This is a genomic window from Duganella sp. Root1480D1 (assembly GCF_001427305.1).
Lineage (GTDB): Bacteria > Pseudomonadota > Gammaproteobacteria > Burkholderiales > Burkholderiaceae_D > Rugamonas.
On the sequence record NZ_LMFZ01000021.1, the window covers coordinates 1 to 22,162 of the forward strand.

A 22,162-nucleotide genomic window follows, 5' to 3' on the forward strand; every position below is an offset into this window, starting at 1 on the left:
GATGATAGTGCTGCAACCAGTGTGAAAGTAGGTTATCGTCAGGCTCTTATTAGAAAAGCCCGCTAGGCATATGCCAGCGGGCTTTTTGCTTTTGCGCGTCCAGGCCATCACTGGTTGGACCAGTTACGCTGCCTCCAGCTTGCCTGCCACGTAGTCGATATGTGCTTGCATCGCGGTGCGTGCGGCTTCCGGCCGGCGCGCGCAAATGGCCTGGCAGATTGCGCGGTGTTGCTGCAATAGCTGGCCGGACACCTCGTCGTCCAGTGCCCGCAGGTTGGAGCCATTCAGCGTAATGTGTTCGCGCAGAATCCCCAGTACGCTTGCATGCAGGTGCAGGAACATGCTGTTGTGCGATGCCAGTGCGATTGCCTCATGCAGCTCTGCGTCAAGCGCCGCTTCTTTTGAGGCCTGTTCATCCAGCCGTGATTGTTCAAGTCCCGCCAGCAGCGTGCGGATGCCGGCATATTCTTCATCAGTGCCGCGCAGCGCTGCGTAATAGGCGGTGGCGCCTTCCAGTACTCGGCGAAATTCCAGCACTTCGCTCAAGAGCACGGGATGATCCACGACCAGTTGCGCCCACGGCGATGAGGTGCCGGTGCGTAGCTGGTCGCCCACGAACATGCCTGCACCTGGCCGACTGCGCAGCAGGCCGCGCGCCACCATCCTTTGCAGCGCCTCGCGTATCGTATTGCGCGACACCGAAAATTGTTCGGCCAGCACGCGCTCCGACGGCAGCTTGGCATTGGCCGGATAGCGTCCATCCAATAGCGCCACTTCCAGTTGGCGTTGTACCTCTTCTACCAGCCCGCTTGTTTTCATCTTGGCGATCTCCTTTTGCGGCCCCTGGTCCAACCAGTTTGCGGCGCCGCCGGCATGCGGGAATTATGGGACCTGTCGACGGAATAAGCAAAACAGAGGAGACGCAGCATGAGGCCCCGACACTATCCCGCGCTGGCAGACCAGCGCAACTTGCACGCATACCTGTTCGCCACCTGCGTGATCGACTTGTTCATGCCCGAGGCGGGACTGGATGCAGTGCGCCTGCTTGAACATGAAGGCGTGACTGTGCATTTCCCGCGCGGCCAGAGCTGCTGCGGCCAGCCTGCCTACAGCAGCGGCAATCCTGAGCAGGCGCGCGCTGTGGTGCGCGCGCAGTTGGATTTGTTCCCGCAGCCATGGCCCGTGATCGTGCCTTCCGGCTCTTGTGCCGGCATGATGCGGCATCATTGGCCCGAGCTGTTCGACGACGATCCGGACGCTGCGGCCAAAGCGCGTGAGTTGGCGGGGCGGATCTATGAGTTGAGTGAATTCCTGCTGCACGTGCTGCATGTCGATTTCCAGGCTGCGCCTGCGCTGGCCAATGAACAGGTTGTGCTGCACACCTCTTGCGGCGCGCGCCGTGAAATGGGCACCAGGGAGCATGGCGTTGCATTGCTCGACGCCTTGCCTGGCGTGACGCGGGTGGAGCACAAACGCGAATCGGAGTGCTGCGGTTTTGGCGGCACTTTCTCACTCAAGCATCCCGACATTTCCGGCGCAATGGTCGCGGACAAGGTGGCCGCTGCTTGCGCAACGGGCTGCACCCGCCTGGTTTCGGCCGACTGCGGCTGCCTGCTCAATATCGGTCATGCTGCGCGGCGCCAAGGGGCGCCACTGCAGGTCGAACACATGGCCAGTTTCCTGTGGCGGCGCCTTAACGGCCATGTCGCCGCAACGGAGCAGGAAGGCGGCGCCCAATGAGCGGCATGGGTACCCGCGAGCGCATCCTGGGCGCTTTACGCATTGCTGCGCCGGCCCCAATGCCGGATAGCAGCGAGCTCGAGGCGCGCATCAATCAGCATCATGCAAACGGCGACTTGCGCGGCGTTTCCCGGAAGCTGCTTGCTGGCGCGATGGAGCGCGTCATGACATCGGTCCGCACGGAAGTTTTATGCAGTGACGCTACGGGCTGGCCGGCGCTGTTGGCCGACAAGCTCGGGAAGGCCGGCGTGCAGCGCTTGCTGCTGGATCCCGCTACTGCCGAAGGTGCGGCGCTGGCCGCTGCGCTGCCAGCCGGCATGCAAGCGCTCCCGTTCTCGCAGCCGCTGGAAGCCTGGAAGCATTCCTTGTTCTCTTCCGTGGATGCCGGCTTCACCGTGGCACGTTCCGGCATTGCCGCTACCGGTACGCTGGTGCTGGCGCCTGATCCAGGCACGCCGCGTAGCGTATCGCTGGTGCCCCCGCTGCATGTGGCGCTGGTCTATGCGAGCACGCTGCATGCCGACTTGCACGCAGCCATGCATGCCGAGCGCTGGAGCGCTGGCATGCCGACCAACCTGGTGCTGGTATCGGGCCCCTCAAAAACATCGGACATCCAGCAAACCCTGGCTTACGGAGCGCATGGGCCGGCCGCACTGTGGGTGGTCATTATCGATGATGTCAAGGAGGTGCAGGCATGAACGCGCGGCCAATACATTTTGTTTCGCCAGCAGACTTCCGCGAGCGCGTCAGCGATGCCTTGCAGGACCAAGCCCTGCGTTCCAGCATGCGCGGTGCGATGGAGTTCCTGCAAACCAAACGCAGCACGCAATTCCCGGACGCCGGCGAGCTTGAGCAGCTACGCGACCTGAGCGAAGCGATACGCCAGCATGCATTGGCCAACCTGCCGGACCTGCTGGTGCAATTCGAAGCCAGCCTGCAAGCGCTTGGCGTGCACGTGCACTGGGCCGGTACGGCAGGCGAGGCCAACGCCATCATTCACGGCATCGCGCAGCAGCACGGCGCGCGCAGCATCGTGAAGGGCAAGTCGATGGCGAGCGAAGAGGTGGAACTGAATCACTACCTGTCCGAGCGCGGCATCGATTGCGTGGAATCGGACATGGGCGAATACATCGTGCAGCTGGCAGGGGAAAAACCCTCGCACATCGTCATGCCGGCCCTGCACAAGACTCGCGCCGAGATTGGCGCCCTGTTCGAGCGCCATCTGCCCGGCACGCCCTACACAGAAGACGTCGATACGCTGATCCTTGCCGGCCGGCGCTCGCTGCGCCAGAAGTTCGCGGACGCGGATATTGGCCTGTCCGGCGTCAACTTCGCCGCCGCCGATACCGGCACGCTATGGCTGGTGGAAAACGAAGGCAACGGCCGCTTGTCGACCACCGTGCCGGATGTGCACATCGCCTTGATGGGCGTGGAGAAGGTGGTGGCAAGGCTGGAGCACATTGTGCCGCTGGCAAGCTTGCTGACACGGTCAGCCACCGGCCAGCCCATCACCACCTATTTCAACCTGATCACCGGCCCGCGTCGCGCCGGCGAACTGGATGGCCCGCGCGAGATGCACGTGGTGCTGCTCGATAACGGGCGCACGCAAGCCTATGCCGACCAGCAGCTGCGCGCCACCTTGCAGTGCATTCGTTGCGGTGCGTGCATGAACCATTGTCCGGTCTATGAGCGCGTGGGCGGGCATGCATACGGCACCACTTATCCGGGGCCGATCGGCAAGATTATTTCGCCGCATTTGCTTGGCCTGGAGGAGACCGCCGACCTGGTGACGGCTTCCAGCCTGTGCGGCGCTTGTGCCGAAGTGTGCCCGGTGCGCATCCCCATCCCATCGCTGCTGGTGCGGCTGCGTACCGAGGCTAACCGCGATCCTGCGCAGCAGGTCGACCGTCCGCTGCGCGGCCAGGGCGCGAGCTTCAGCCGTGGCGAACGATTGGTGTGGCGTTTCTGGAGCGGCGCCTTTGCGCGCCCACCGGTGTATCGCTGGTTCCGCTGGCTGGCAACCCGGCTGCGTGCTTTCACACCCCCCGGTCAGCTGGGGTGGACCCGTCACCGCGAGCCGCTGGTGCCGGCTCGCCGCAGCCTGTCAGACCTGCTGCGGGAAAGGGGGCAGGCGGAATAAGAATCGTTGTACACATTACGGCGCTTGCCGCCGGCATAAGAAGAATTTCATACCCTTGGAGGAGTACAAATGCAAACCTGGAACCAGATTCATGCCCCATTGGGCAGCCTATGGCTGTCGGCCCTGGCCGCCGCCATTCCCATTATTTTCTTCTTCTTCGCGCTAGCGGCCTGGCGCCTCAAAGGCCACGTCGCTGCCGCCGTGACGCTGGCACTTTCGCTGGCGGTCGCGATCTTCTTCTATGGCATGCCGGTGCCGCAGGCGCTGGCCGCCGCAGCCTACGGCTTTGCTTACGGCATGTGGCCCATCGCCTGGATCATTATCAGCGCAGTGTTCCTGTACAAGGTGGTTGAACGCACAGGCCAGCTCGAGATCATCCGCGCTTCTGTGGTATCGATTACTGACGACCAGCGCCTGCAGATGCTGCTGATCGGCTTTTCCTTCGGCGCCTTCCTGGAAGGTGCGGCAGGCTTTGGCGCACCAGTGGCAATCACCTCCGCGCTGCTGGTCGGGCTGGGCTTCAACCCGCTTTATGCAGCCGGCCTGTGCCTGATCGCCAATACCGCGCCGGTAGCATTCGGCGCCATGGGCATTCCTATTATCGTGGCAGGGCAGGTCACTGGGCTTGATGCGATGAACATCGGCGCCATGGCCGGCCGCCAGTTGCCGCTGTTGTCGTTGCTGGTGCCGTTCTGGCTGGTGTTCATGATGGACGGCAAGCGCGGCATCAAGGAAACCTGGCCCGCAGCGCTGGTGGCCGGTGGCAGTTTCGCCGTGACGCAGTACATCACCTCCAACTATATTGGGCCGGAACTGCCCGACATTACCTCCGCACTGGTTAGCCTGGGTGCCCTGACCGGCTTCCTGAAGGTATGGCAACCGGCCAGCGCCAAGGCAGGCGCCCGCAGCGCCATTTCGATGGGCGGCGGCACGGCGGCCATGTCGCCGTTCGGCGGCGCAGCTTCAGCCGGCACGGAGCCGCGCAGCCGCAGCAAATCGCCATACTCCACCGCGCAAACGGTACGCGCCTGGGCACCATTCGGCCTGCTGACCGCCGTGGTGACGGTATGGAGCCTGCCGCAATTCAAAGCGCTGTTTGCCGCCAAAGGTGCACTGGCCGGCACGGTGCTGAAATTCCATGTGCCATACCTGGACATGATGGTCGTCAAGATGGCGCCGATTGTCGCCGCGCCCAAGGCATACGAAGCGGTCTACAAACTGGACCTGATCTCGGCGGTTGGCACTGCGATCCTGATTTCCACCTTGCTGTCGATGGTCTTGCTGCGCTTTAGCCCAGGCAATGGCTTGCGTGCCTTGCGTGACACCGTGCGGGAACTGCGCCGTCCGGTGCTGTCGATTGGCCTGGTACTGGCGTTTGCGTTCGTCGCCAACTACTCGGGCATGTCGTCCACGCTGGCATTGGTCCTGGCAGGCACCGGCGCGGCCTTCCCGTTCTTCTCGCCTTTTCTTGGCTGGCTGGGAGTGTTCCTGACCGGTTCCGATACTTCGTCGAATGCCCTGTTCTGCTCCCTGCAAAATACAACCGCGCACCAGGTCGGGGTCTCCGATACCTTGCTGGTGGCGGCGAACACCACCGGCGGCGTGACCGGCAAGATGATCTCGCCGCAGTCGATTGCCGTTGCCTGCGCTGCGACTGGCCTGGTCGGGAGGGAATCCGAATTGTTCCGCTTTACGCTCAAACATAGCCTTCTGTTTGCCGCCATCGTTGGCCTGATGACATTCTTGCAGGCCTATGTGTTTACCGGGATGGTGCCGCACTGACGCGACTACTTTTGGCGGAGGCCTGCCCTTGCGAACCGTAAAGAAGGCAGGCTTTTTTCTTTCGAATGTCTCAAATCAGACATACAACAGAAAGTTGTCTCAATTGGGAGAATGATTGACTAGCTCCATGCAATCTAGCTAGTGTTGGTATTCGGCTCGGAAAAACCGGCCGGTAAAACACAACACCAACACGGGACTAATGGAGCACACATGAAGATTCGCAAGACCCTGATCGCGGCAGCGATCACCCTTGTAGCTGCACAAGCTGGCGCTGCCAGCATGATGGCCAGCCCAGTCGCATTCTCCGCGCAGGAGAAGGCACGCCTGCTGGCAACCCTGAACGGCGAGCGCGGCAAATTTGGCCTGGACACTGACCATGGCTACAGCATCGCCTCCCAGCATCCAGGCGCTTCCGGCCAGGCAATCAATCGCATGAGCCACACCTACAAGGGCGTGCGCATCTTCGAATCCGAGTCCGTAGTCGTGACCGACAAGGGCGGCAATATCGTTGGTGAATCGGTGACTGATCGCCGCGGCAGCCTGTCGGCCAAGCGTTTCGACGTGAAGCCAACCCTGTCCGGCAGCGCCGCAATCAGCAAGGCGATGGCAACCCTGCCAGCCGCTGCCGGCCACATCGATCCGCCATCCGCTGAACTGATCATCTTCCCGGTCATGCAGACCGTGCGTGTTGCCGGCGCCGAAAGCAAGGCCGAAGCCGACCTGAACGCGCTGGACGTGAAAGACGTCGTCAGCAGCTACCAGCTCGCCTACCTGGTAAAAACCCGCATGACCAAGGGCCAGGAAGCGGTCTTCCACAATACCATCGTGAACGCCAGGGACGGTAGTGTGCTGGACCAGTGGAGCATGGTGCAGAGCGTGGTTGGCACCGGCCATAGCCAGTACAACGGCGACGTGCCGATCCAGACCACCCTGTCCGGCACCACCTACCAGATGCTGGACTCCACCCGCGGTGTTGGCGGCCAGTTCGGCGGCATGGCAATCACCAATGCCAACCACGCTTCGACCTCCAACCCGACTCCCGGCGTGATCTACACCAACAGCACCAACGTCTGGGGCGATGGCCAGAACTACATCTCCGGCGGCAGCACCACCAACGCCAACGGCCAGACCGCCGCTGTGAACGCACTGTGGGGCCTGCAGAACACCTACGACACCATGAACAATGTGCTGGGCTGGAAGTCGCTGGACGGCAACAACACCGCGACCTACATCGCGGTACACGTGGGTACCGCTTACGACAACGCCTTCTACACCGATACCTGCAAGTGCATGTACATTGGTGACGGCTCCAGCTTCTACAGCCTGGGTTCGATCGACGTGATCGGCCACGAAATGGGCCACGGCGTGACCGCAGCGACCTCCAACCTGACGTACAGGGGCGAATCGGGCGGCCTGAACGAGTCGTCGTCCGACATCAACGGCGAGGCAGTGGAAGCCTATGCCCGCAACGGCGGCACCGGCAGCATCATCAATGCAGGCAACGACTGGATGATGGGCAAGGAAATCTCGAAGACCGGCACCCCGCTGCGCTGGCTGTACAAGCCAAGCAAGGACGGCAAGAGCCCGAACGCATGGAGCACTTCCCTGAAGCGCCTGGATCCACACTACAGCAGCGGTCCTAACAACCGCATGTTCTACTTCCTGGCCATGGGTTCGAGCTCGGTGTCCACCAGCGACTACTACTCGCAGTACCTGGTACAGGCGCCGAAGAACATGACCGGCATCGGCATCGACAAGGCTTACCGCATCTGGTTCAAGGCCAACACCACCAAGCTGACCTCCGGCTCGACGTATGCTGACGCACGTGCAGCGGTAGTCGCTGCAGCGCAGGAACTGTATGGCGTGGGCAGTGTTGAAGCCAAAGCGGCAATGCGCGCTTACGCTGCGATCAACGTGGGCGCCGACGTGGCCGAATAAGCCGCGCACCCCGCACAAGAACCGCCAGGGCGACCTGGCGGTTTTTTTTCGCGCTTGCGCTTATCGCAGCAAGACGCCGGCCAGCACCGCTGCGAACATGGCGCCGAAGTAGCGCGGCCATTTCGCGCTGTAGTTTCGCCAGGCCAGCACCGCCAGCACGACCGCAACGACAAACGGCAGCGGGGTGCGGAAGTTCAGGCACAACGTAATGGCGAAGTAGACCTGGATGATGACGGCTACCCATGGCCTTCCGGTGAAAGTGCCCCGGCCGCCTTGCACCGGTGCCGATGCAGGAGCCTCGGCCGCCGCCCTGGCAGCAGGTCTCGATGGGGCGCTGGCAGGTGCAGCAGCCTTTCGGCCTGCGCCGGCTTTCTCCAGTGCCAGCTGCTGCTGCGTTTTCTCCAGCATGGGCGCCGGTGCCGCCGCCGCTTGCCAGAATCCGGCCCACGGTTCCTTGCCTTGCGCAGACAAGGCGCGGAAGCCGCTACTGCGGCGGACGGCCGTCACGCTTGCAGCAGGTGCCGGTGAGATCCATTTCGCGCGTGCAGCCCGCACCTGCTGCAACAAGGGCGCGCCCTTGTCGGCGTCGACCATCTTGATGAACTGCGCATAACCTTCGAGCGCATCGATCACATTGTCATTGCCGTTCCATTGCTTGCCGGCCGGACCATCTTTCTCGACCTGGAACAGCGTTGCGCGGAAACGGCGCAAGGTGCCCCGGTCCAGGGAAAGCTTCTTGTTGACCACAATGCCGGTAACGCTCTGGCAATGCGCGTCGCTCATGACGTGCTGCTTTTCCGGATGCGGCGTAAAGCCCTCGTCGGCAATGATCTGCTTGACGCGCCACAGCAGCTTGCCGGCCAGCTTGCGCGCGGCGGCGTCGCCGGAAAAAGTCAGGTCATCGGCATAGCGGGTGTAGGTGAAGCCCAGTTTCGCAGCGCAGCTTTGCGCGCGCGCATCGAGGCGACGGCACAGGATGTTGGTCAGGGCCGGGCTGCTCGGGGCTCCCTGTGGCAGGGCGCGCTCGCCGGTCGCGACGAAGAATTTTTCGCCATCGACGCTGACTTCCTCCACCGGCGTCTCGGTGCAAATGAGCCCGAGCGTGCTTGCCAGCTGTTCGCTGTAGCCAAGCTCCCGGAACACGCCTTTGATGCGCGGCAGGTTGACCGAAGGGAAGAAGTTCTTCAGGTCCAGGTTAATGACCACGGCCTTGCCTACGTGGGGCTGAGCATTGCTGACAATCGAGCGGCCCGGGATGAAGCCATGCGCGGCTGGATGCAGCGGCACCTTGGCCAGTATGTTGTCCAGCACCCAGTACTGCAGGCGTTTCACGCGCGGCATTGGCGCCGAGATGATGCGTTCGCCACCGGTCTTTTTAGGCATGGCGAAGCGGCGGTAGTGGCTGATGCGCGAAACGCGGCGCTCGAAACTCAGGAAGCGCAGCTCGGGCAGGGTGATGCCCATGGCGGTGGCAAGTTCGCTTGCGTTGTTCATTGCAGGCAGCGACCAGCGGGCCAGTTTTTCGGCATTGCTCTCGGCATGATTCAAACCGGCGGAAACGCCTTCGCCCAGGTAGAGCAATTCGGTCGACTGGCGCCGGTGCCACGCTGTCGCGCGCTCGAAACGTTCGCGTGCGCGTTTCAGGCGGGTTTCTTCCCGGCGTTGGCGCGCCTTGGACAGGCGCTCCTTGCGCATCGCCTTCAGTGCCTGCTCCGGGTCCTGGATGGTTCGCAGTTCCTGCCCGAGGCGCTGCAGCGCGCCGCTGAGTTCAGCTTCGCGCTTGACGACTTCTTCGAGTTCGGTGGGTTGGCCGGTATTGGCGGGCCAGAAGCCCAGGCGCTGCATCTCGCCCAGCACGACTTCCTGGCGCGAGCTGTTACGCAGGCGCTCCATCAATTCGGCGCGCGTGGTGATCGGCTTGGATTCGGTGGCGCTCATTGCATGGCCTCCTTGCGAGACGAGCGCGAAAGATGCAAGCACGGCGGGATTGTCATCGAAGAGCCTTTAAGACTGGGGCGCTCCACTCGATGCCATACGACACCAGTGCGGCGAATGGACTGCAGGGCAGTCACACCGTCTTGCTGCACTGGTGTCTGTATGGCACTGTGAAGAGCGTGCCAGTGGCGCATGGGAAGAGCTGAATACGTGAACGGCGATCCGCCGTTCGGGTTGCAAGAGCCATCCCGCCGTGTTTGCTGGAACGAGTATATCAGTTCGTTTGCTTTTTTCATATCAATCGTCATCCTCAAGCCGCCTGCTGCCGCGACATGCGCAGCGCGAGCATGTGCGCGCAAGGGCCTTTGTGCATGCGGTTGTACGTGAAGAAGTTGCACTGGCAGGCGCCATCGACGATGCGTTCGTCGGCATCCAGGCGCAGCATCACCTGGTACTGGCGGTCGCCGTGCCTGGCTTGTGCGCTGAGGCGGATACTGCCATCGGCCTCCGCTTCGACTGCATGCCTGCTCATGGCGTGGAGCGCGACCAGTTTCTGGGCCTCTTCCTCTTCCGGGCTGGCGAATCGCAGCGTATCCAGCGGAAGCGGGTCGCGCGCCAGTTCACGCAGGCGGTAGACTTCATTCACCAGGTCATAGATCACGCGGCCGGCCTGCGTGTACAAGGTCAGGGCGCGTTCGACCATCATGCGATCGAGGCCGGTATCAAGGGATAACTGGGCGCTGGTGGCGAACCAGCGCTTGCCCAGCGCGGCAAAGACCTTCTCCTTGCTGTCGTTGTCGATTTCGCCGCGTGGCGCCAGCAGGTCGAACTGGCCGGCATGCGACCAGTCGTTGGCGGTCCAGCCCGAGAGACCCAGGGTGAACTGCATGTCGGGCATGTTGGCGATCCAGAAGCTTGGCAGGCCGCTGCCCATCAGGTGTACCGTAAAGCTTTGGGCGACGGGAATCAGGCGCTCCAGCAGCATCAGGCGCCGGCGGCCCCAGACGCGAACTTCCTCAGCCACGTTGCCCCGGTAAATGGAACGGCGGCACACCACTTCCTCATTCCATGGCTCGAACACCGCACGCACGGGCTCCCCCGGCGTCAGCACGAAACGGATCGAGCGCGGGCCGGCGCGTTCCTTCTTGCGCCGCATCTGCAGGCAGAAATTGTGCACGTCCATCGGATGCAGGTCGAGCCGCCGCGCCACCATGTTCATGGCGCTGCTCACTTGCAGGAAGCCGCGCACCCAGGTCTCCGGCACGTCGATCTTTTCTTCGATGAATTCAGGGTCGTCCGCAGTCTTGACCTGGAAGCCGCCCGGGTCGATCGACAGCCTGGTGCTCTTGTAGTCGCGGATCTTCTGGAACTCGCCGTACAGGCTTTCCGAGTAGTCGATATTGGTGGTGCCGCAGGCGAAATCGCCGATGTGGTCGAACACATTGTGGCTGCAACTGAGCGAGGCGTAACTCGATTCGTCGCGGCTGAAACACTCGAAGAATACCCGGTCCGGATGCACGGTGATCACCGGGTCGAGCGCGATCCATAATTCACGGTTGGTCTGGTACAGGTAGTTGTAGTATTTGGACTGCGCGTCGTAGAAAGGCTTCATCAGCTTCGACTTGCGGGCCTGCAGCGCCCGCATTTCGGATTGCAGCGGCTGCAGTTGCTCCTTCAAGTCGCTGCTGCGGGCCTGGAATTGCGCCAGCATCATTTCTTCGTTTTGCGCTGCCCATTCCTTGTAGGCCGTCTTGTCCTTTGGCTGGTAGCGCTGGTCGGCCACCACTACGTCGTGCAGGGCCGAGATAGCCTCGCGGAAGGGAATATGCTTGTTAATGTCGGCGACAAAGTGGGTCGGCGCACGCAAGGTGTCCGGCACGAAGCGCATATCGGTTGATGCGGCGCTGTTGCTGACGTAAGTCTCGCCGTAGTAGCGGTACTGGAATCTCATGACTTGCTTCCCCGGCCGGCAATAATCGCCGGCGTATGGATCGTGATGGCGGCTGGCAGCTCCGGATAGCGCTGCTGGATGGCGCGCAGGCCCTCGATGTACTGCGCCTTGTCGGCAATCGCGACGGTGAGCACCTGGCGCGCAAACAGCCTGGCGACAAAGCCGGCGATTTCTTCCGACAATTCGGCCTGCGCCCGCAGGAAGGCTTGCACCCGTCCTTTGACAACGCGGCCGCGGTTCACTTGCGACAGCACGCTGAGGAAGTAGGGTTCCATGCGCTGCAGCTTGAGCACATCGCCGGCGCAGGCGCTTTCCAGCCAGGAGCTGACGAACAACTGCATATTGGCCGAGGGGTGCTGGCTCAATTTATCCAGCAGTTCGGTTACATCGCCCACGTCGAAGTGCCTGGTGATCATGGCGCGGCCGAAACGCTGCGCTGCCGGGTCCTGGTGGTCGCACAGGTTTACCAGCAGCAGCGGTGTCCAGTCGTCGCGGGTGCAGGCATCGGTAAAGAAGGCCGAGGCGAATTCCCGGCTGTCGTCGAAACGGCTGTCGAAAATGCGCAATGCCGCTTCCATCTGGCCGCGCACGCGTTGCGGGTCCGAACGGTAGGCGTCGAATGCCCATTGCCGCACGCTGGCGGTCGGATTGCGGCCGAAGGCTGCCCATGCTGCGACGTCAAGCTGCCCGGGACGGAAGCCGGGCAGCAGCCGTGAGCCGAGCAGCAAGGCGCCCTTGCTGCGTGCCGCCAGCAGGCGCACCAGCAACGCGGTGTCGGCCAGCTGTTCCTCGGCCTTCAACGGCCCGGTTACCCAGGCCACCAGGTCGGCGTGCATGCCGTCGCCGGTCTCGCTGCGGAACAGGGCGTCGAGCAGGCCTTCCAGCAAGGTATGGCGGAAGCCGGCATCGGCGGCGCTCAAGCGCTGGATGACCGGATCGACACCACGCCTTACGCTCGCTTCCGCACTGGTGGCAAAGGCGATGATCAGGTCCGATTGTGCGGCCAGCACCGGGTCCGGCAGCGTGCCGAACAGGCGCACTGCGGCGCCGCGCACCTCTGCGTCTTCGTCTTTCAGCAGCATGGCCAGCCTGGAGCCGGGCAGCATGCCGGTGGGTGCCGGATGCAGGATCAGCCATTGGCAGGCCAGCAGGCGCACCGCTGCCAGCGGATGGCCAAGCAGCTGCAACAGGCGTTCATAGGGCGCGCCGGCGGCGGCGTCGCGCAGCGGATTCTCGATCAGCCAATGCAGGTCGGCGCCGATCGGCGGCACGGCATTGCGCGCGTCGTCGATGTCGGCGCAGTTGTCCAGCCAGTCGAGCAATTGCATGACAATGGCCGAGGCCTGCCCCGGCAGGGTGGCGGCTACCTGGCACAGCATGCGGCCCTGGCGGCGGACTGCCGCCAGCGGGGCGCAGGCGATGGTGGCAACCAGCAGCGGGTCGGCGGCATAGTTCAGGGGATCGCGCACGATGCAGTCCAGCGCATATTGTGTCGCTTCCGGCAGGGTGCACTGCAGCAGCAACAGCAGCCAGTCGGTCGGCGGAATGCCCGGTTCGAAGCGCTGGCGCGCCACCTGGAAGGCAAAGCGCGCTGTCGGCAGGTAGGGGCTGCGCAGCAGTTCGCGGATGACGCCAAGTTCCAGGGCGGCGCAGAATCCCTTGTTGTCGGCCAGGGCGCGCGCCGCAAATTCGTGCACGCCGGCGCAGCGGCTTTGCTGCATCAATGAGAGCAAGGCTTGCGGCTGTGCATCCCACAGTTCGGGGAAGGCTTCCTGGCGCCGGTCGTCGGGCTGGATCGGGTGCGGCTGGTACCAGGTAGTGCCGTGACGGTTACTGAGCCAGTGGCCGCGTGCGCGCAGCAGGCGGTTGAAGAGCATCCAGTGGCTGTAGCTGTCGTAGAAGCGGCCGCCGCGCGCGTTCGGCTGGCCGGCGTCGCTGTCGTCCATCGCGGCCAGGACGCCGAGCGCCATCTGGACGTAGGCCGGGTCGCGGTCTTCCGCCAAACGGTGCAGGGTGCGCCAGCCGCGCCGGCGCAGGTAGTCGCGCGTGCGCAGTCCGTAAGCGACCTTGCTGTCCGGCCGCGCGGCTTCCTCGGCGTATTTGGCGTAGCCGCGCCGCACGTAAATCCACTGGCTGCTGCTGGTATGGGTGTCCGTGTCGAAGCGCTGCTGAAGCAGGCCAAACAACTCGGCATCGCCGGCCATCTCGGCTGCTTTGTAGATGTGGCGCACGGCGCGGAAAGTCCCGGCGCGCAGGCGCATCCGTTTCAGGTGGGTGCGCAGGATGCGGCGTGCCATCGGCTGGCTGATGGCTATCTGGTGCAACTGCTCCAGCCAGTCCGATTTCGACAGGCCTTGCCATTCGTCGTCGCCGGCTGCAATCGACAGCAGCTTTTCTTCGTCCTGCTGCTCCCAGGCGCTGCGCAGGACGGCCGGCCAGTCGGCCAGCAGGCGGGCCGCGTGGGCCTGCCGCGCTGCGCTGTCGGCCAGCATCAGCCAGGCTTGCAGGGCGATGCGGCGCACTGCATCCGTGCGGCCGCGCGCGTGCAGCTCCTGCATGGCGATGGCGGCGCCGGCATCGCCGCAACGGCCGATAGCCCAGGCCAGGCAATAATCCTGCATGGCGTCGCCGCGCGCGATCAGGTCGACCATGGTGGGAACGGCTGCGTGCAAGCGGCGCTCGCCGATGCGCCAGATGACGCGGCTGCGATGGTGCTGGTCCAGCTTTTTCCAGCTGCCAGCCTGCAGTTGCTGCAGCAGCGTGACAGCGGCGGGATCGAGCGGGTTCTGTGCAGGGGCAGGGGCGGGCGCAGCGCTTTGCGGCGTGGCCGGCTCCGGAGTGGATGCGGGGTCGGTGAAACCCTGGGCGGCGCGCTCGATCAGCGCCAGTTCGAACAGGGTTTCGGCGGCCTGCCAGTCAACCGGCTGTGGCGTGCGCGTGCTTTCGCGCCATTCTTCGCCGGTGCGGCCCTGCCGGAGGTTGACCAGGTAGCGCCCCGGGGCTCCTGCCACTGCGCCTGCCACCTCGCATAGCTCAATCTCGCAATGAATGGTGGCGTCTTTTTGCCTGCGAACCAGGCTGCTTTTTCGAATCAGCTTCACTGTAGTGCGGGCCTTGACCTGAAATGCGGTTACTCAACAGGATGATGGTAGCCAATCCTGAAAGTGTTTGCAAATAAAGCAATGCCTAGATCGGCTTGAGCAGCGCTTCCAGCAGGGGTTCGCAGACGGCGGCCAGCCGATCCAGGCTAGCTTCGCGCAAGGCGTTGGTGTCGACCGTGTGCTGCGTCGCCAGGCCGGCCCAGTGCAGCAGGGCGCGGCCGGCTTGCGGATGGTCGAACAGGCCGTGCAGGTAGGTGCCGAGCACCTGGCCATCGGCGGAGATGGCGCCTTCCGGCCGGCCGCCGATGAAGAAGGCCGGTTGCGCCAGGGCGGCGCCGTTCGACACGCCCATGTGGATCTCGTAGCCGCTGACCGGCGCATCGTCGAAGGCGCAATGGCCGCTGACTTGTGCCAGGCGCTTGTCGCGCGTGAGCTCCGTCTGCATGTCCAGCAACCCGAGGCCAGCCTCGCTGCCGGCCCGGCCTTCCACACCGTGCGGATCGTCCACCAGGGCGCCCAGCATCTGGAAACCGCCGCAAATGCCGATTACTTTGCCGCCGTAGCGCAGGTGGCGCGCGATCGACTGCGGCCAGCCGCCTTCCTTCAGCGCGGCCAGGTCGTCGCGCGTGTTCTTGCTGCCGGGGAGGATGACCAGGTCGGCGGGCGGAATCGCTTCGCCCTTGCGCACGAAGCGCAGGTCAACGCCGGGATGCGCGCGCAGCGCATCGAAGTCGGTATGGTTGCTCATGCGCGGCAGGCTCGGTACCACGACGCGGAAGGCGCCGCGCTCGGCCTGCACCGCCTGTACCGCGTCTTCGGCATCGAGGTAGAGGCCATGCAGGTAGGGCAACACGGCCAGCACCGGCTTGCCGGTCTGCTGTTCCAGCCAATCCAGGCCCGGTTCCAGCAGCTTGATGTCGCCGCGGAAGCGGTTGATGACGAAACCGATGACGCGATTGCGCTCGCTCTGGGAGAGACAGGACAGGGTGCCGACGATGTGGGCGAACACGCCGCCGCGGTCGATGTCGGCGCACAGGATGACGGGGCAGTCCACCGCTTCGGCAAAACCCATATTGGCGATATCGCGGTCGCGCAGGTTGATTTCCGCCGGGCTGCCGGCGCCTTCCACCACCACGGCCTCGTACTGCGCCAGCAGGCGCTGGTGGGATTCCAGAACGGCTGCCATGGCAATGGTCTTGTACTGGTGGTAGTCGCGCGCATTCATGTCGCCCCGCACCTTGCCGTGGATGATGACCTGGGCACCAATGTCGCTGCTTGGCTTGAGCAGCACCGGATTCATGTCGGTGTGCGCCGCAATGCCGGCGGCAGCCGCCTGCAGTGCCTGGGCGCGCCCGATCTCGCCGCCGTCGATGGTGACGGCACTATTGAGCGCCATGTTCTGCGGCTTGAATGGAGCCACGCGCACACCGCGCTGCCTGAGCAGGCGGCACAGGGCTGCGACGATGGTGCTCTTGCCGGCGTCGGACGTGGTGCCCTGGACCATCAGGGTGCGGTAAGGGAAGCTCATTTTGCGGGACGGTGCTTGCGTGCTTCTTCCAGCTTCTCGCACAGCACCGCGGTGCCGGCGATCATGCGCGGTCCGGCGCGATTGAGCAGGCTGCCGTCGATCGTGAACAGGTTATCCTGCCTGGTCGCCTTGAGCGTTTTATAAGGACGCCACAGGCTGACGCCGCCGTAGTCCTTTTCCGCGGTGGCGAAGACTGCTTCGGGATCGGCTTCCAGCACGGCTTCCACGCTGACGACGGGCGCAGTCACTTTCTGGTCGGCGAAGATATTTTGGCCGCCGCACACCTTCAGCGCATCGCTGACGATATGCTCACCGTTCAGCGTGTACAGCGGTTTATCCCATACCTGGTAGAAGGTGCGCACTGGCGGGCGCGCGGCATATTGCGTGCGCAGGGAGGCCAGTTTCTGGCGCAGCTCTTTGGCCGCCGCGTTGGCGGCGGGCTCGGTGCCGAGCAGCTTGCCCATCTTTTCCAGGTTGTCGGCGATCTGGTCCAGCTTTTTCGGTTCGCTGTGGAAGATCGGGATGCCGAGCTGGCGCAGTTGGTCGATCTGGCGCTCGGAGGTGCCGTGGCGCCAGACCACCAGCAGGTCCGGCTTCATCGCCAGCAGGCGCTCCATGTCGACCTGGCGATTGTCGCCGACGCGGGGAACCTGCTTGGCTGCTTCAGGGTAGTCGCTGTAGCTGACCGCGCCCACAATCTTCTCGGCGCCACCTGCTGCGAACAGCAATTCCGTGACGTGCGGTGCCAGTGCGACGACACGCTGTGCCGGCTTTGGCAGTGTGACTGGCTTGCCGTCGTCGTCGTTGACGGTGATGGCGGCGTGCGCATGGAGCTGGGTGGCGCACAGGGCGGAAATCAGCAGATATCTTTTCATCGGTCGGTCCATTCGTTCATTGCGAGTTCGAGGCGTAGCCAGCCTGCTTCGTCGGGCGGCAGTCCGAGGCGGATGCCGCGCGCCGCCTCGCGGAACAGGCGCACCCAGATGCCGCGGCGCGCCATGTGCTCGTGGAATGCTTCGGCGCGCGGTTCCGGCCACCATTGGAAAAGTGCCGTGCCGTTGCTGGCGATGCCGTGACCCGCCAGCAGCCCACGCAGGCGGGCGCCGGAAGCAATCAGTTTTTCCTGCGTGGCGCGCTGCCAGGCGCTGTCCTCCAGCGCGGCGCGTGCGACTTGCTGGGCCGGTCCGCTGACAGCCCAGGGGCCCAGCATGTCCGCCAGCGGCGCCAGGATATCCTCATGCGCGGCGACGAAACCTAGGCGCAGGCCCGCCAGCCCAAAGAACTTGCCGACCGAGCGTAACACGACCAGTCCAGGTGCCTGCGTGGCGTCGGCGACGCTGTGGGCGCCATCGGTGTCGGCGAAGGCTTCGTCGACCACCAGCCATCCACCGCGAGCTGCCAGCGCGCCAGCCCATTGGAGCAGCGTTGCGCGGGGTACAAAGGCGCCGGTTGGGTTGTTTGGATTGCACACCACCAGTACCTCGCACGTGTCGATGGCAGTACCCAGCTCGCAGTAAGGGACAGCGCTGGCCTGGTGGCCATGCTGCGACCAGTGATGCAGGTGTTCCGCATAGCCTGGACTGGCGACCACCACGCGCGACGGCGCGCGCAGGCGCGGCAGGGCCTGGATTGCAGCCTGTGTGCCGGCCACCGCCAGCATGTGCGGCGCACCGTAGTAGCGTTGTGCGGCCTCCAGCAGGTTTGGATCATGTTCCGGCAGGCGGTGCCAGGCATCGATGGCCAGCGCTGGCGCTGGATAGCCGATGGGATTCAGGCCGGTCGACAGGTCGAGCCAGGCGTTGCGGCCGTAGCGTTGCGCTGCTTCGCGCAGCTTGCCGCCGTGTTCAAGCATGATGTGCTCCACAGGCGATGGCCAGCATGCCGGCCATCCAAAGGCCCGTCGTATTGCGCACCAGGTGCCAGGCGCGCGGGATGTCGGCGGCCGATGCCGGCGCGCCTTCGCCGAGCGGCGGGCGTTGTTCGATTTCGCCGCCGTAGCTTGCTGCTCCACCCAGCTGCAGGCCGAGCGCACCGGCGCCCGTGGACATGACCGGGCCCGCATTCGGGCTGCTCCACGCCGGGGCCTGCCTGCGCCAGCAAGCCAGTGCGCGGCGCGTGCTGCCCGAGCCGGGCGCCAGAAGTGCATAGCTGAATGCGGTCAGGCGAGCGGGCAGGTAGTTGAGGGCGTCGTCGATGCGTGCGGCGCTGCGGCCGAACAGGTTGAAACGTTCGCTGCGGTAGCCCCACATGGCGTCCAGCGTATTCGCGAGGCGGAACATTACTGCACCGGGGCCGCCGGCAATGGCAAACCAGAACAGGGTGCCAAAGACGGCGTCGTTGCCGTTTTCCAGCATGGATTCGGTGGCTGCCTTGGCGAGGTCGGATTCGCTGGCATTCCCGGTGTCGCGGCTGACGATGCGGGCGGTCAGGGCACGGGCGGCTGGCAGGTCGCTGGCTTGCAGCGCACGCCAGATGGGGAGCATGTGATCGCGCAGGCTGCGCAGGCCAAGGCAGAAGTAGAGGAGGGTTGCATGCAGGGCCGCCTGTGCCGCGGGCGGCAGGGGCTGCGTGCAGGCCCATGCGGCCAGCATTGTGAGCGGCAGAACGGTGACTGCCCAGGCCAGCGCACCGCGAACGAAGCGGGCGAAAACGGTGGCTCCTGCGGCGCTTGGGCTCTGGTGATTCAGGCGCTTTTCGATCGCGCTGGCGAGACGGCCGAAGCCGACCAGCGGATGAAAGCGCGAAACTTCGCCAAACATGGCGTCGAGCAGCACCCCGGCCAGCAGGGCGGCTGCGAATGTGGTCCAGTCCAGGCCCGCAAGCTGCATCAGGCGCCTTTCAACATCAGCGGCAAGCCCGCGGCGACCAGGGCCACCCGGTCGCATGCGGCGGCAACCGCCTGGTTCAGGCGCCCGGCCTCGTCGGCATAGCTGCGCGAAACAGCGCCCCAAGGCACGATGCCCATGCCGACTTCATTCGACACCAGCACGACGTCGCCCCGTTCGAGCGCCAGTTCTGCCAGCAAGGCGGCGCGCTGTTCGTGGAAACGGGCCGGCAGTTCGATCATGCCGACATCGGGGTACTGCGCGCCGTCGCTGAACATCAGGTTGGACAGCCACAGCGTGAGGCAGTCGACCAGCACCAGGCGGTGCGGCGCGCGCCATTCAGCCAGGGTTGCGCCAAGCGCGATCGGCTCTTCGACGGTCTGCCAGTGCTGCGGGCGTTGCGCGCGATGATGCGCGATACGGACCGTCATCTCTGCGTCACCTGCGGCAGCGGTGGCGATGTAGGCCACCTCCTTGCCGGAAGCAGCGGCAAGCTGCTCGGCATAGGCGCTTTTGCCGGAGCGGGCGCCGCCAAAGACCAGCGTGCGAGTCATGCTGTGCTCCGCGAGAACATGGCCGCCACAGCGGCGGGATTGGACGGGAAGTAGCCGTGGAAGTAGGAAGCCTGCAGCGACCCCACGCGGTAGACAGCTTCGCCAGCGGCGCCGCTTGGGTGTTTTTGGTTCGTCGCGGCGGCTGGCACGGTGGTCTCCAGGCGCGAATAATGGAAAGTATGGCCGCGCAGCGCGCCTTGTCCGGTAGGCATTGCCTGTGCACCCAGGCCGGCGAGCCGGGCTTGCATGGCGACTTTGCCGGGTAGCAGGCCTGCCATCGGCCAGTCTTTTCCCTGCTTGTCCTGCAACGATTCGGCGAGAGCCATCATGCCGCCGCATTCGGCCACGATCGGCAGGCCTTCAGCGTGCGCGGTGCGCAGCGAAGCTTGCCAGTGCTGGCCTGCGGACAGTTCCGCGGCGTGCAGTTCGGGATAGCCGCCAGGCAGGTAAATGGCCGTGGCGCCGTTCGGCACCGGTTCATCGGCCAGCGGGGAAAAGTAGGCGAGCTGCGCCCCCAGCGCTTCCAGCATCGACAGGTTGGAGGGGTAGAGGAACATGAAGGCGGCATCGCGGGCAATGGCGATGCGCGCGCCGTCAAGCGGAAGGACGGCAGGCGCGCCGCTGCCGGCAGGCGCGCCGTCGCCGGATCTTATGTGCGCCGCCGGCAAGGCATCCCACGCCGCAAGGTCAAGCGTCAACTGCTCTGCCAGCGTGTCGAGCAGTTCATCGAGGCCCGCAACTTCGTCCGGCAAAACCAGACCCAAATGGCGTTCCGGCAGCGAGGCCGCTTGCTTGGGCAGGGTCCCCAGCAGGGGAATGTCGCGCAGCGAAGCCGCCACCATGGCCGCATGCCCGGCGCTGGCAATCCGATTTGCCACTACGCCTGCCATGGCGACCGGCCCGTAGTCCCGCAAGCCATGCACCAGCGCCCCGGCCGTCTGCGCCATGGCGCCGGCGTCGATCACGGCCAGCACGGGCAGCCCGAATTCGCGCGACAGGTCGGCGGCGGAGGGCGTGCCGTCATACAGGCCCATCACGCCTTCGACCAGGATTGCATCGGCCTGCGCCGCCGCTTCGGCCAGCAAGGCGCGGCAGCGTTCCGCCCCTACCATCCACAGGTCGAGCGATTCGACCGGGGAACCGCAGGCGCGCGCCAGTACCATGGGGTCGATAAAATCCGGCCCGCATTTGAAGACCCGCACGCGGCGCCCGGCGCGCACCAGCTTGCGCGCCAGCGCCGCAGTGACCGTGGTCTTGCCCTGGCCCGATGCGGCAGCGGCAATCAGGACGGCGCGGGCTACCATTCCGTTCCTGGCTGCGCCGCGATGCCAGCCTTGAAAGCGTGTTTGACCACCGTCATTTCAGTCACGGTATCCGCGACGTCGATCAATTCCTGCGGTGCGGCGCGGCCGGTAACCACAGCGTGCTGCATCTCGGGCCGGTCCAGCAGGTCGGCAATCACGTCGTGCACGTCCAGGTAGCGATACTTCAGGGCGATATTCAGTTCGTCCAGCACTACCATGCCGTAGGATGGATCGCGCAGGAAAGCGCGCGCCTGCTGCCACGCCTGTTGTGCTTTTTCGATATCGCGCTCGCGGTTCTGGGTTTCCCAGGTGTAGCCCTCACCCATGGCGTGGAAGCTGCATTCATCCGGGAAGCGGCGCAGGAATTGCTCCTCGCCGGTGGACATGGCGCCCTTGATGAACTGCACCACGCCCACTTTAATGCCATGTCCCATCGCCCGCATTGCCATGCCGAAGCCGCTCGAGCTCTTGCCCTTGCCATTGCCGGTATTGACGATCAGGACGCCGATATTCTTGTCGGCCGCCGCAATCTTGGCGTCGATGATGGCCTTCTTGCGCGCCATGCGGTCGCGGTGGCGGTCGTTGATGTCGTTCATTGTGGGCTCCCGGGGATGAAGATGGTGCGTTCGCCGTGACGGACGATTTCGATTGGGTGGTCAAGGTATTCGCTGAGGACCGCCGGCTGCATGACGTCCTCGACCGGCCCGGCCAGCCAGCGCCCGTCTCCCATCAGGAGCAGGGCGTGGGAAGATACGCTATGCGCCAGCGTCAGGTCGTGGCCAACCATCACCACGGTCTTGCGCTGTTCGCGGCATAGTCTGGACAGCAGCGACATCACGCTTACCTGGTGGGCCAGGTCCAGCGCATTGGCTGGTTCGTCCAGCAGCAGCAAGGGTGTATCCTGGGCCAGCATGGCGGCAATCGCCACGCGCTGGCGCTCGCCTCCGGACAGGGTGCGCACGTCGCGCGCCGCCAGGTGATCGACCTCCATCGCTGCCAATGCCGCAATGGCGGCCTGGTGGTCGTCGCTGTTTTCCCAATAGCGGTTGTCGTGATAGGGATGGCGTGCCGACAGCACGGTTTCGATCACGGAATACGAAAAGGCGTCGCTGCGGGCCTGCGCCAGGAAGGCGCGCTTGCGCGCCAGTTCCTGTAGCGGCCATTCGCCCAGTGCGCGGCGGTCGATGCTGACATGGCCGCTTTCCGGCTGGCGCAGGCCGGCCAAGGTGCGCAGCAAAGTACTCTTGCCAGCGCCGTTGCGGCCGATGACGCTCCAGCATTCGCCATCGCCGACTTGCCAGTCCAGGTGCTCGACCAGGGTGCGCTTGCCTATGGCCAGGCGCAGTTGATGGGTGCCGATCATC

At 64.5% G+C, this 22,162-nt stretch carries 17 protein-coding genes; 5 read left to right on the forward strand and 12 right to left on the reverse strand.

Annotation, left to right across the window (positions count from 1 at the left end):
* Nucleotides 1-123: 123 nt before the first annotated feature.
* Nucleotides 124-819: a FadR/GntR family transcriptional regulator gene (locus ASD58_RS17830; protein ID WP_057262598.1), complete on the reverse strand. Its 696-nt coding sequence runs from the start codon at nt 817-819 to the stop codon at nt 124-126.
* A 108-nt stretch (nt 820-927) separates the two neighbouring features.
* Here ASD58_RS17830 and ASD58_RS17835 point away from each other — a divergent pair, with 108 nt between their 5' ends.
* From ASD58_RS17835 to ASD58_RS17855, 5 genes are all read left to right on the forward strand, one after another.
* Nucleotides 928-1,740, forward strand: coding sequence for a (Fe-S)-binding protein (locus tag ASD58_RS17835; protein WP_057262573.1), 813 nt, complete (start codon nt 928-930; stop codon nt 1,738-1,740).
* Nucleotides 1,737-2,438 (forward strand): LUD domain-containing protein, encoded by a 702-nt coding sequence (locus tag ASD58_RS17840; protein ID WP_057262574.1) that lies wholly within the window; start codon nt 1,737-1,739, stop codon nt 2,436-2,438. The genes ASD58_RS17835 and ASD58_RS17840 overlap by 4 nt, the downstream gene beginning before the upstream one ends.
* A complete protein-coding gene (locus tag ASD58_RS17845; RefSeq protein WP_057262575.1) occupies nt 2,435-3,880 on the forward strand; it encodes a LutB/LldF family L-lactate oxidation iron-sulfur protein in 1,446 nt (481 codons plus the stop codon). The genes ASD58_RS17840 and ASD58_RS17845 overlap by 4 nt, the downstream gene beginning before the upstream one ends.
* Nucleotides 3,881-3,949: 69 nt before the next feature.
* A complete protein-coding gene (locus tag ASD58_RS17850) occupies nt 3,950-5,662 on the forward strand; it encodes a lactate permease LctP family transporter (RefSeq protein WP_057262576.1) in 1,713 nt (570 codons plus the stop codon).
* A 210-nt stretch (nt 5,663-5,872) separates the two neighbouring features.
* Entirely contained in the window at nt 5,873-7,600 is a 1,728-nt protein-coding gene (locus tag ASD58_RS17855) for a M4 family metallopeptidase (protein WP_057262577.1), read from the forward strand.
* 60 nt (nt 7,601-7,660) lie between these two features.
* On the opposite strand, the gene ASD58_RS17860 is transcribed toward ASD58_RS17855, so the two are convergent.
* The 11 genes from ASD58_RS17860 to ASD58_RS17910 all read right to left on the reverse strand — a co-directional run bounded on the left by ASD58_RS17860 (nt 7,661) and on the right by ASD58_RS17910 (nt 22,161).
* The gene (locus ASD58_RS17860) at nt 7,661-9,538 is read right to left on the reverse strand and encodes a reverse transcriptase family protein (RefSeq protein ID WP_057262578.1); all 1,878 of its coding nucleotides are present in this window, start codon (nt 9,536-9,538) and stop codon (nt 7,661-7,663) included.
* Between the two features lie 307 nt (nt 9,539-9,845).
* A complete protein-coding gene (locus ASD58_RS17865) occupies nt 9,846-11,486 on the reverse strand; it encodes an SWIM zinc finger family protein (RefSeq protein ID WP_057262579.1) in 1,641 nt (546 codons plus the stop codon).
* On the reverse strand, nt 11,483-14,497 hold the full coding sequence (locus tag ASD58_RS17870) for a hypothetical protein (RefSeq protein ID WP_156401347.1): 3,015 nt from the start codon (nt 14,495-14,497) through the stop codon (nt 11,483-11,485). The genes ASD58_RS17865 and ASD58_RS17870 overlap by 4 nt, the downstream gene beginning before the upstream one ends.
* Nucleotides 14,498-14,672: 175 nt before the next feature.
* Nucleotides 14,673-16,115, reverse strand: a complete 1,443-nt coding sequence (locus ASD58_RS17875; protein ID WP_057262581.1) for a cobyric acid synthase — start codon at nt 16,113-16,115, stop codon at nt 14,673-14,675.
* Nucleotides 16,112-16,990, reverse strand: coding sequence for a cobalamin-binding protein (locus ASD58_RS17880; protein WP_057262582.1), 879 nt, complete (start codon nt 16,988-16,990; stop codon nt 16,112-16,114). The genes ASD58_RS17875 and ASD58_RS17880 overlap by 4 nt, the downstream gene beginning before the upstream one ends.
* On the reverse strand, nt 16,987-17,967 hold the full coding sequence (gene cobD, locus ASD58_RS17885) for a threonine-phosphate decarboxylase CobD (RefSeq protein ID WP_057262583.1): 981 nt from the start codon (nt 17,965-17,967) through the stop codon (nt 16,987-16,989). Before cobD ends, ASD58_RS17880 begins: the two co-directional genes overlap by 4 nt.
* Complete coding sequence (cbiB, locus tag ASD58_RS17890; protein WP_057262584.1) at nt 17,960-18,943, reverse strand: adenosylcobinamide-phosphate synthase CbiB; 984 nt, start codon at nt 18,941-18,943, stop codon at nt 17,960-17,962. The genes cobD and cbiB overlap by 8 nt, the downstream gene beginning before the upstream one ends.
* A complete protein-coding gene (cobU, locus tag ASD58_RS17895) occupies nt 18,943-19,494 on the reverse strand; it encodes a bifunctional adenosylcobinamide kinase/adenosylcobinamide-phosphate guanylyltransferase (protein WP_057262585.1) in 552 nt (183 codons plus the stop codon). Before cobU ends, cbiB begins: the two co-directional genes overlap by 1 nt.
* Complete coding sequence (locus tag ASD58_RS17900) at nt 19,491-20,798, reverse strand: cobyrinate a,c-diamide synthase (RefSeq protein ID WP_057262586.1); 1,308 nt, start codon at nt 20,796-20,798, stop codon at nt 19,491-19,493. Before ASD58_RS17900 ends, cobU begins: the two co-directional genes overlap by 4 nt.
* A complete protein-coding gene (cobO, locus tag ASD58_RS17905) occupies nt 20,792-21,394 on the reverse strand; it encodes a cob(I)yrinic acid a,c-diamide adenosyltransferase (protein WP_057262587.1) in 603 nt (200 codons plus the stop codon). Before cobO ends, ASD58_RS17900 begins: the two co-directional genes overlap by 7 nt.
* The gene (locus ASD58_RS17910) at nt 21,391-22,161 is read right to left on the reverse strand and encodes an ABC transporter ATP-binding protein (RefSeq protein WP_057262588.1); all 771 of its coding nucleotides are present in this window, start codon (nt 22,159-22,161) and stop codon (nt 21,391-21,393) included. The genes cobO and ASD58_RS17910 overlap by 4 nt, the downstream gene beginning before the upstream one ends.
* Nucleotide 22,162 lies beyond the last annotated feature (1 nt).

Excerpts from the sequence above, each read along its gene's own strand:
- ASD58_RS17830 (WP_057262598.1), bottom strand. The coding sequence starts at position 819 with ATGAAAACAAGCGGGCTGGTAGAAGAGGTACAACGCCAACTGGAAGTG.
- ASD58_RS17835 (WP_057262573.1), top strand. The coding sequence starts at position 928 with ATGAGGCCCCGACACTATCCCGCGCTGGCAGACCAGCGCAACTTGCAC.
- ASD58_RS17840 (WP_057262574.1), top strand. The coding sequence starts at position 1,737 with ATGAGCGGCATGGGTACCCGCGAGCGCATCCTGGGCGCTTTACGCATT.
- ASD58_RS17845 (WP_057262575.1), top strand. The coding sequence starts at position 2,435 with ATGAACGCGCGGCCAATACATTTTGTTTCGCCAGCAGACTTCCGCGAG.
- ASD58_RS17850 (WP_057262576.1), top strand. The coding sequence starts at position 3,950 with ATGCAAACCTGGAACCAGATTCATGCCCCATTGGGCAGCCTATGGCTG.
- ASD58_RS17855 (WP_057262577.1), top strand. The coding sequence starts at position 5,873 with ATGAAGATTCGCAAGACCCTGATCGCGGCAGCGATCACCCTTGTAGCT.
- ASD58_RS17860 (WP_057262578.1), bottom strand. The coding sequence starts at position 9,538 with ATGAGCGCCACCGAATCCAAGCCGATCACCACGCGCGCCGAATTGATG.
- ASD58_RS17865 (WP_057262579.1), bottom strand. The coding sequence starts at position 11,486 with ATGAGATTCCAGTACCGCTACTACGGCGAGACTTACGTCAGCAACAGC.
- ASD58_RS17875 (WP_057262581.1), bottom strand. The coding sequence starts at position 16,115 with ATGAGCTTCCCTTACCGCACCCTGATGGTCCAGGGCACCACGTCCGAC.
- ASD58_RS17880 (WP_057262582.1), bottom strand. The coding sequence starts at position 16,990 with ATGAAAAGATATCTGCTGATTTCCGCCCTGTGCGCCACCCAGCTCCAT.
- cobD (WP_057262583.1), bottom strand. The coding sequence starts at position 17,967 with ATGCTTGAACACGGCGGCAAGCTGCGCGAAGCAGCGCAACGCTACGGC.
- cbiB (WP_057262584.1), bottom strand. The coding sequence starts at position 18,943 with ATGCAGCTTGCGGGCCTGGACTGGACCACATTCGCAGCCGCCCTGCTG.
- cobU (WP_057262585.1), bottom strand. The coding sequence starts at position 19,494 with ATGACTCGCACGCTGGTCTTTGGCGGCGCCCGCTCCGGCAAAAGCGCC.
- ASD58_RS17900 (WP_057262586.1), bottom strand. The coding sequence starts at position 20,798 with ATGGTAGCCCGCGCCGTCCTGATTGCCGCTGCCGCATCGGGCCAGGGC.
- cobO (WP_057262587.1), bottom strand. The coding sequence starts at position 21,394 with ATGAACGACATCAACGACCGCCACCGCGACCGCATGGCGCGCAAGAAG.
- ASD58_RS17910 (WP_057262588.1), bottom strand. The coding sequence starts at position 22,161 with ATGATCGGCACCCATCAACTGCGCCTGGCCATAGGCAAGCGCACCCTG.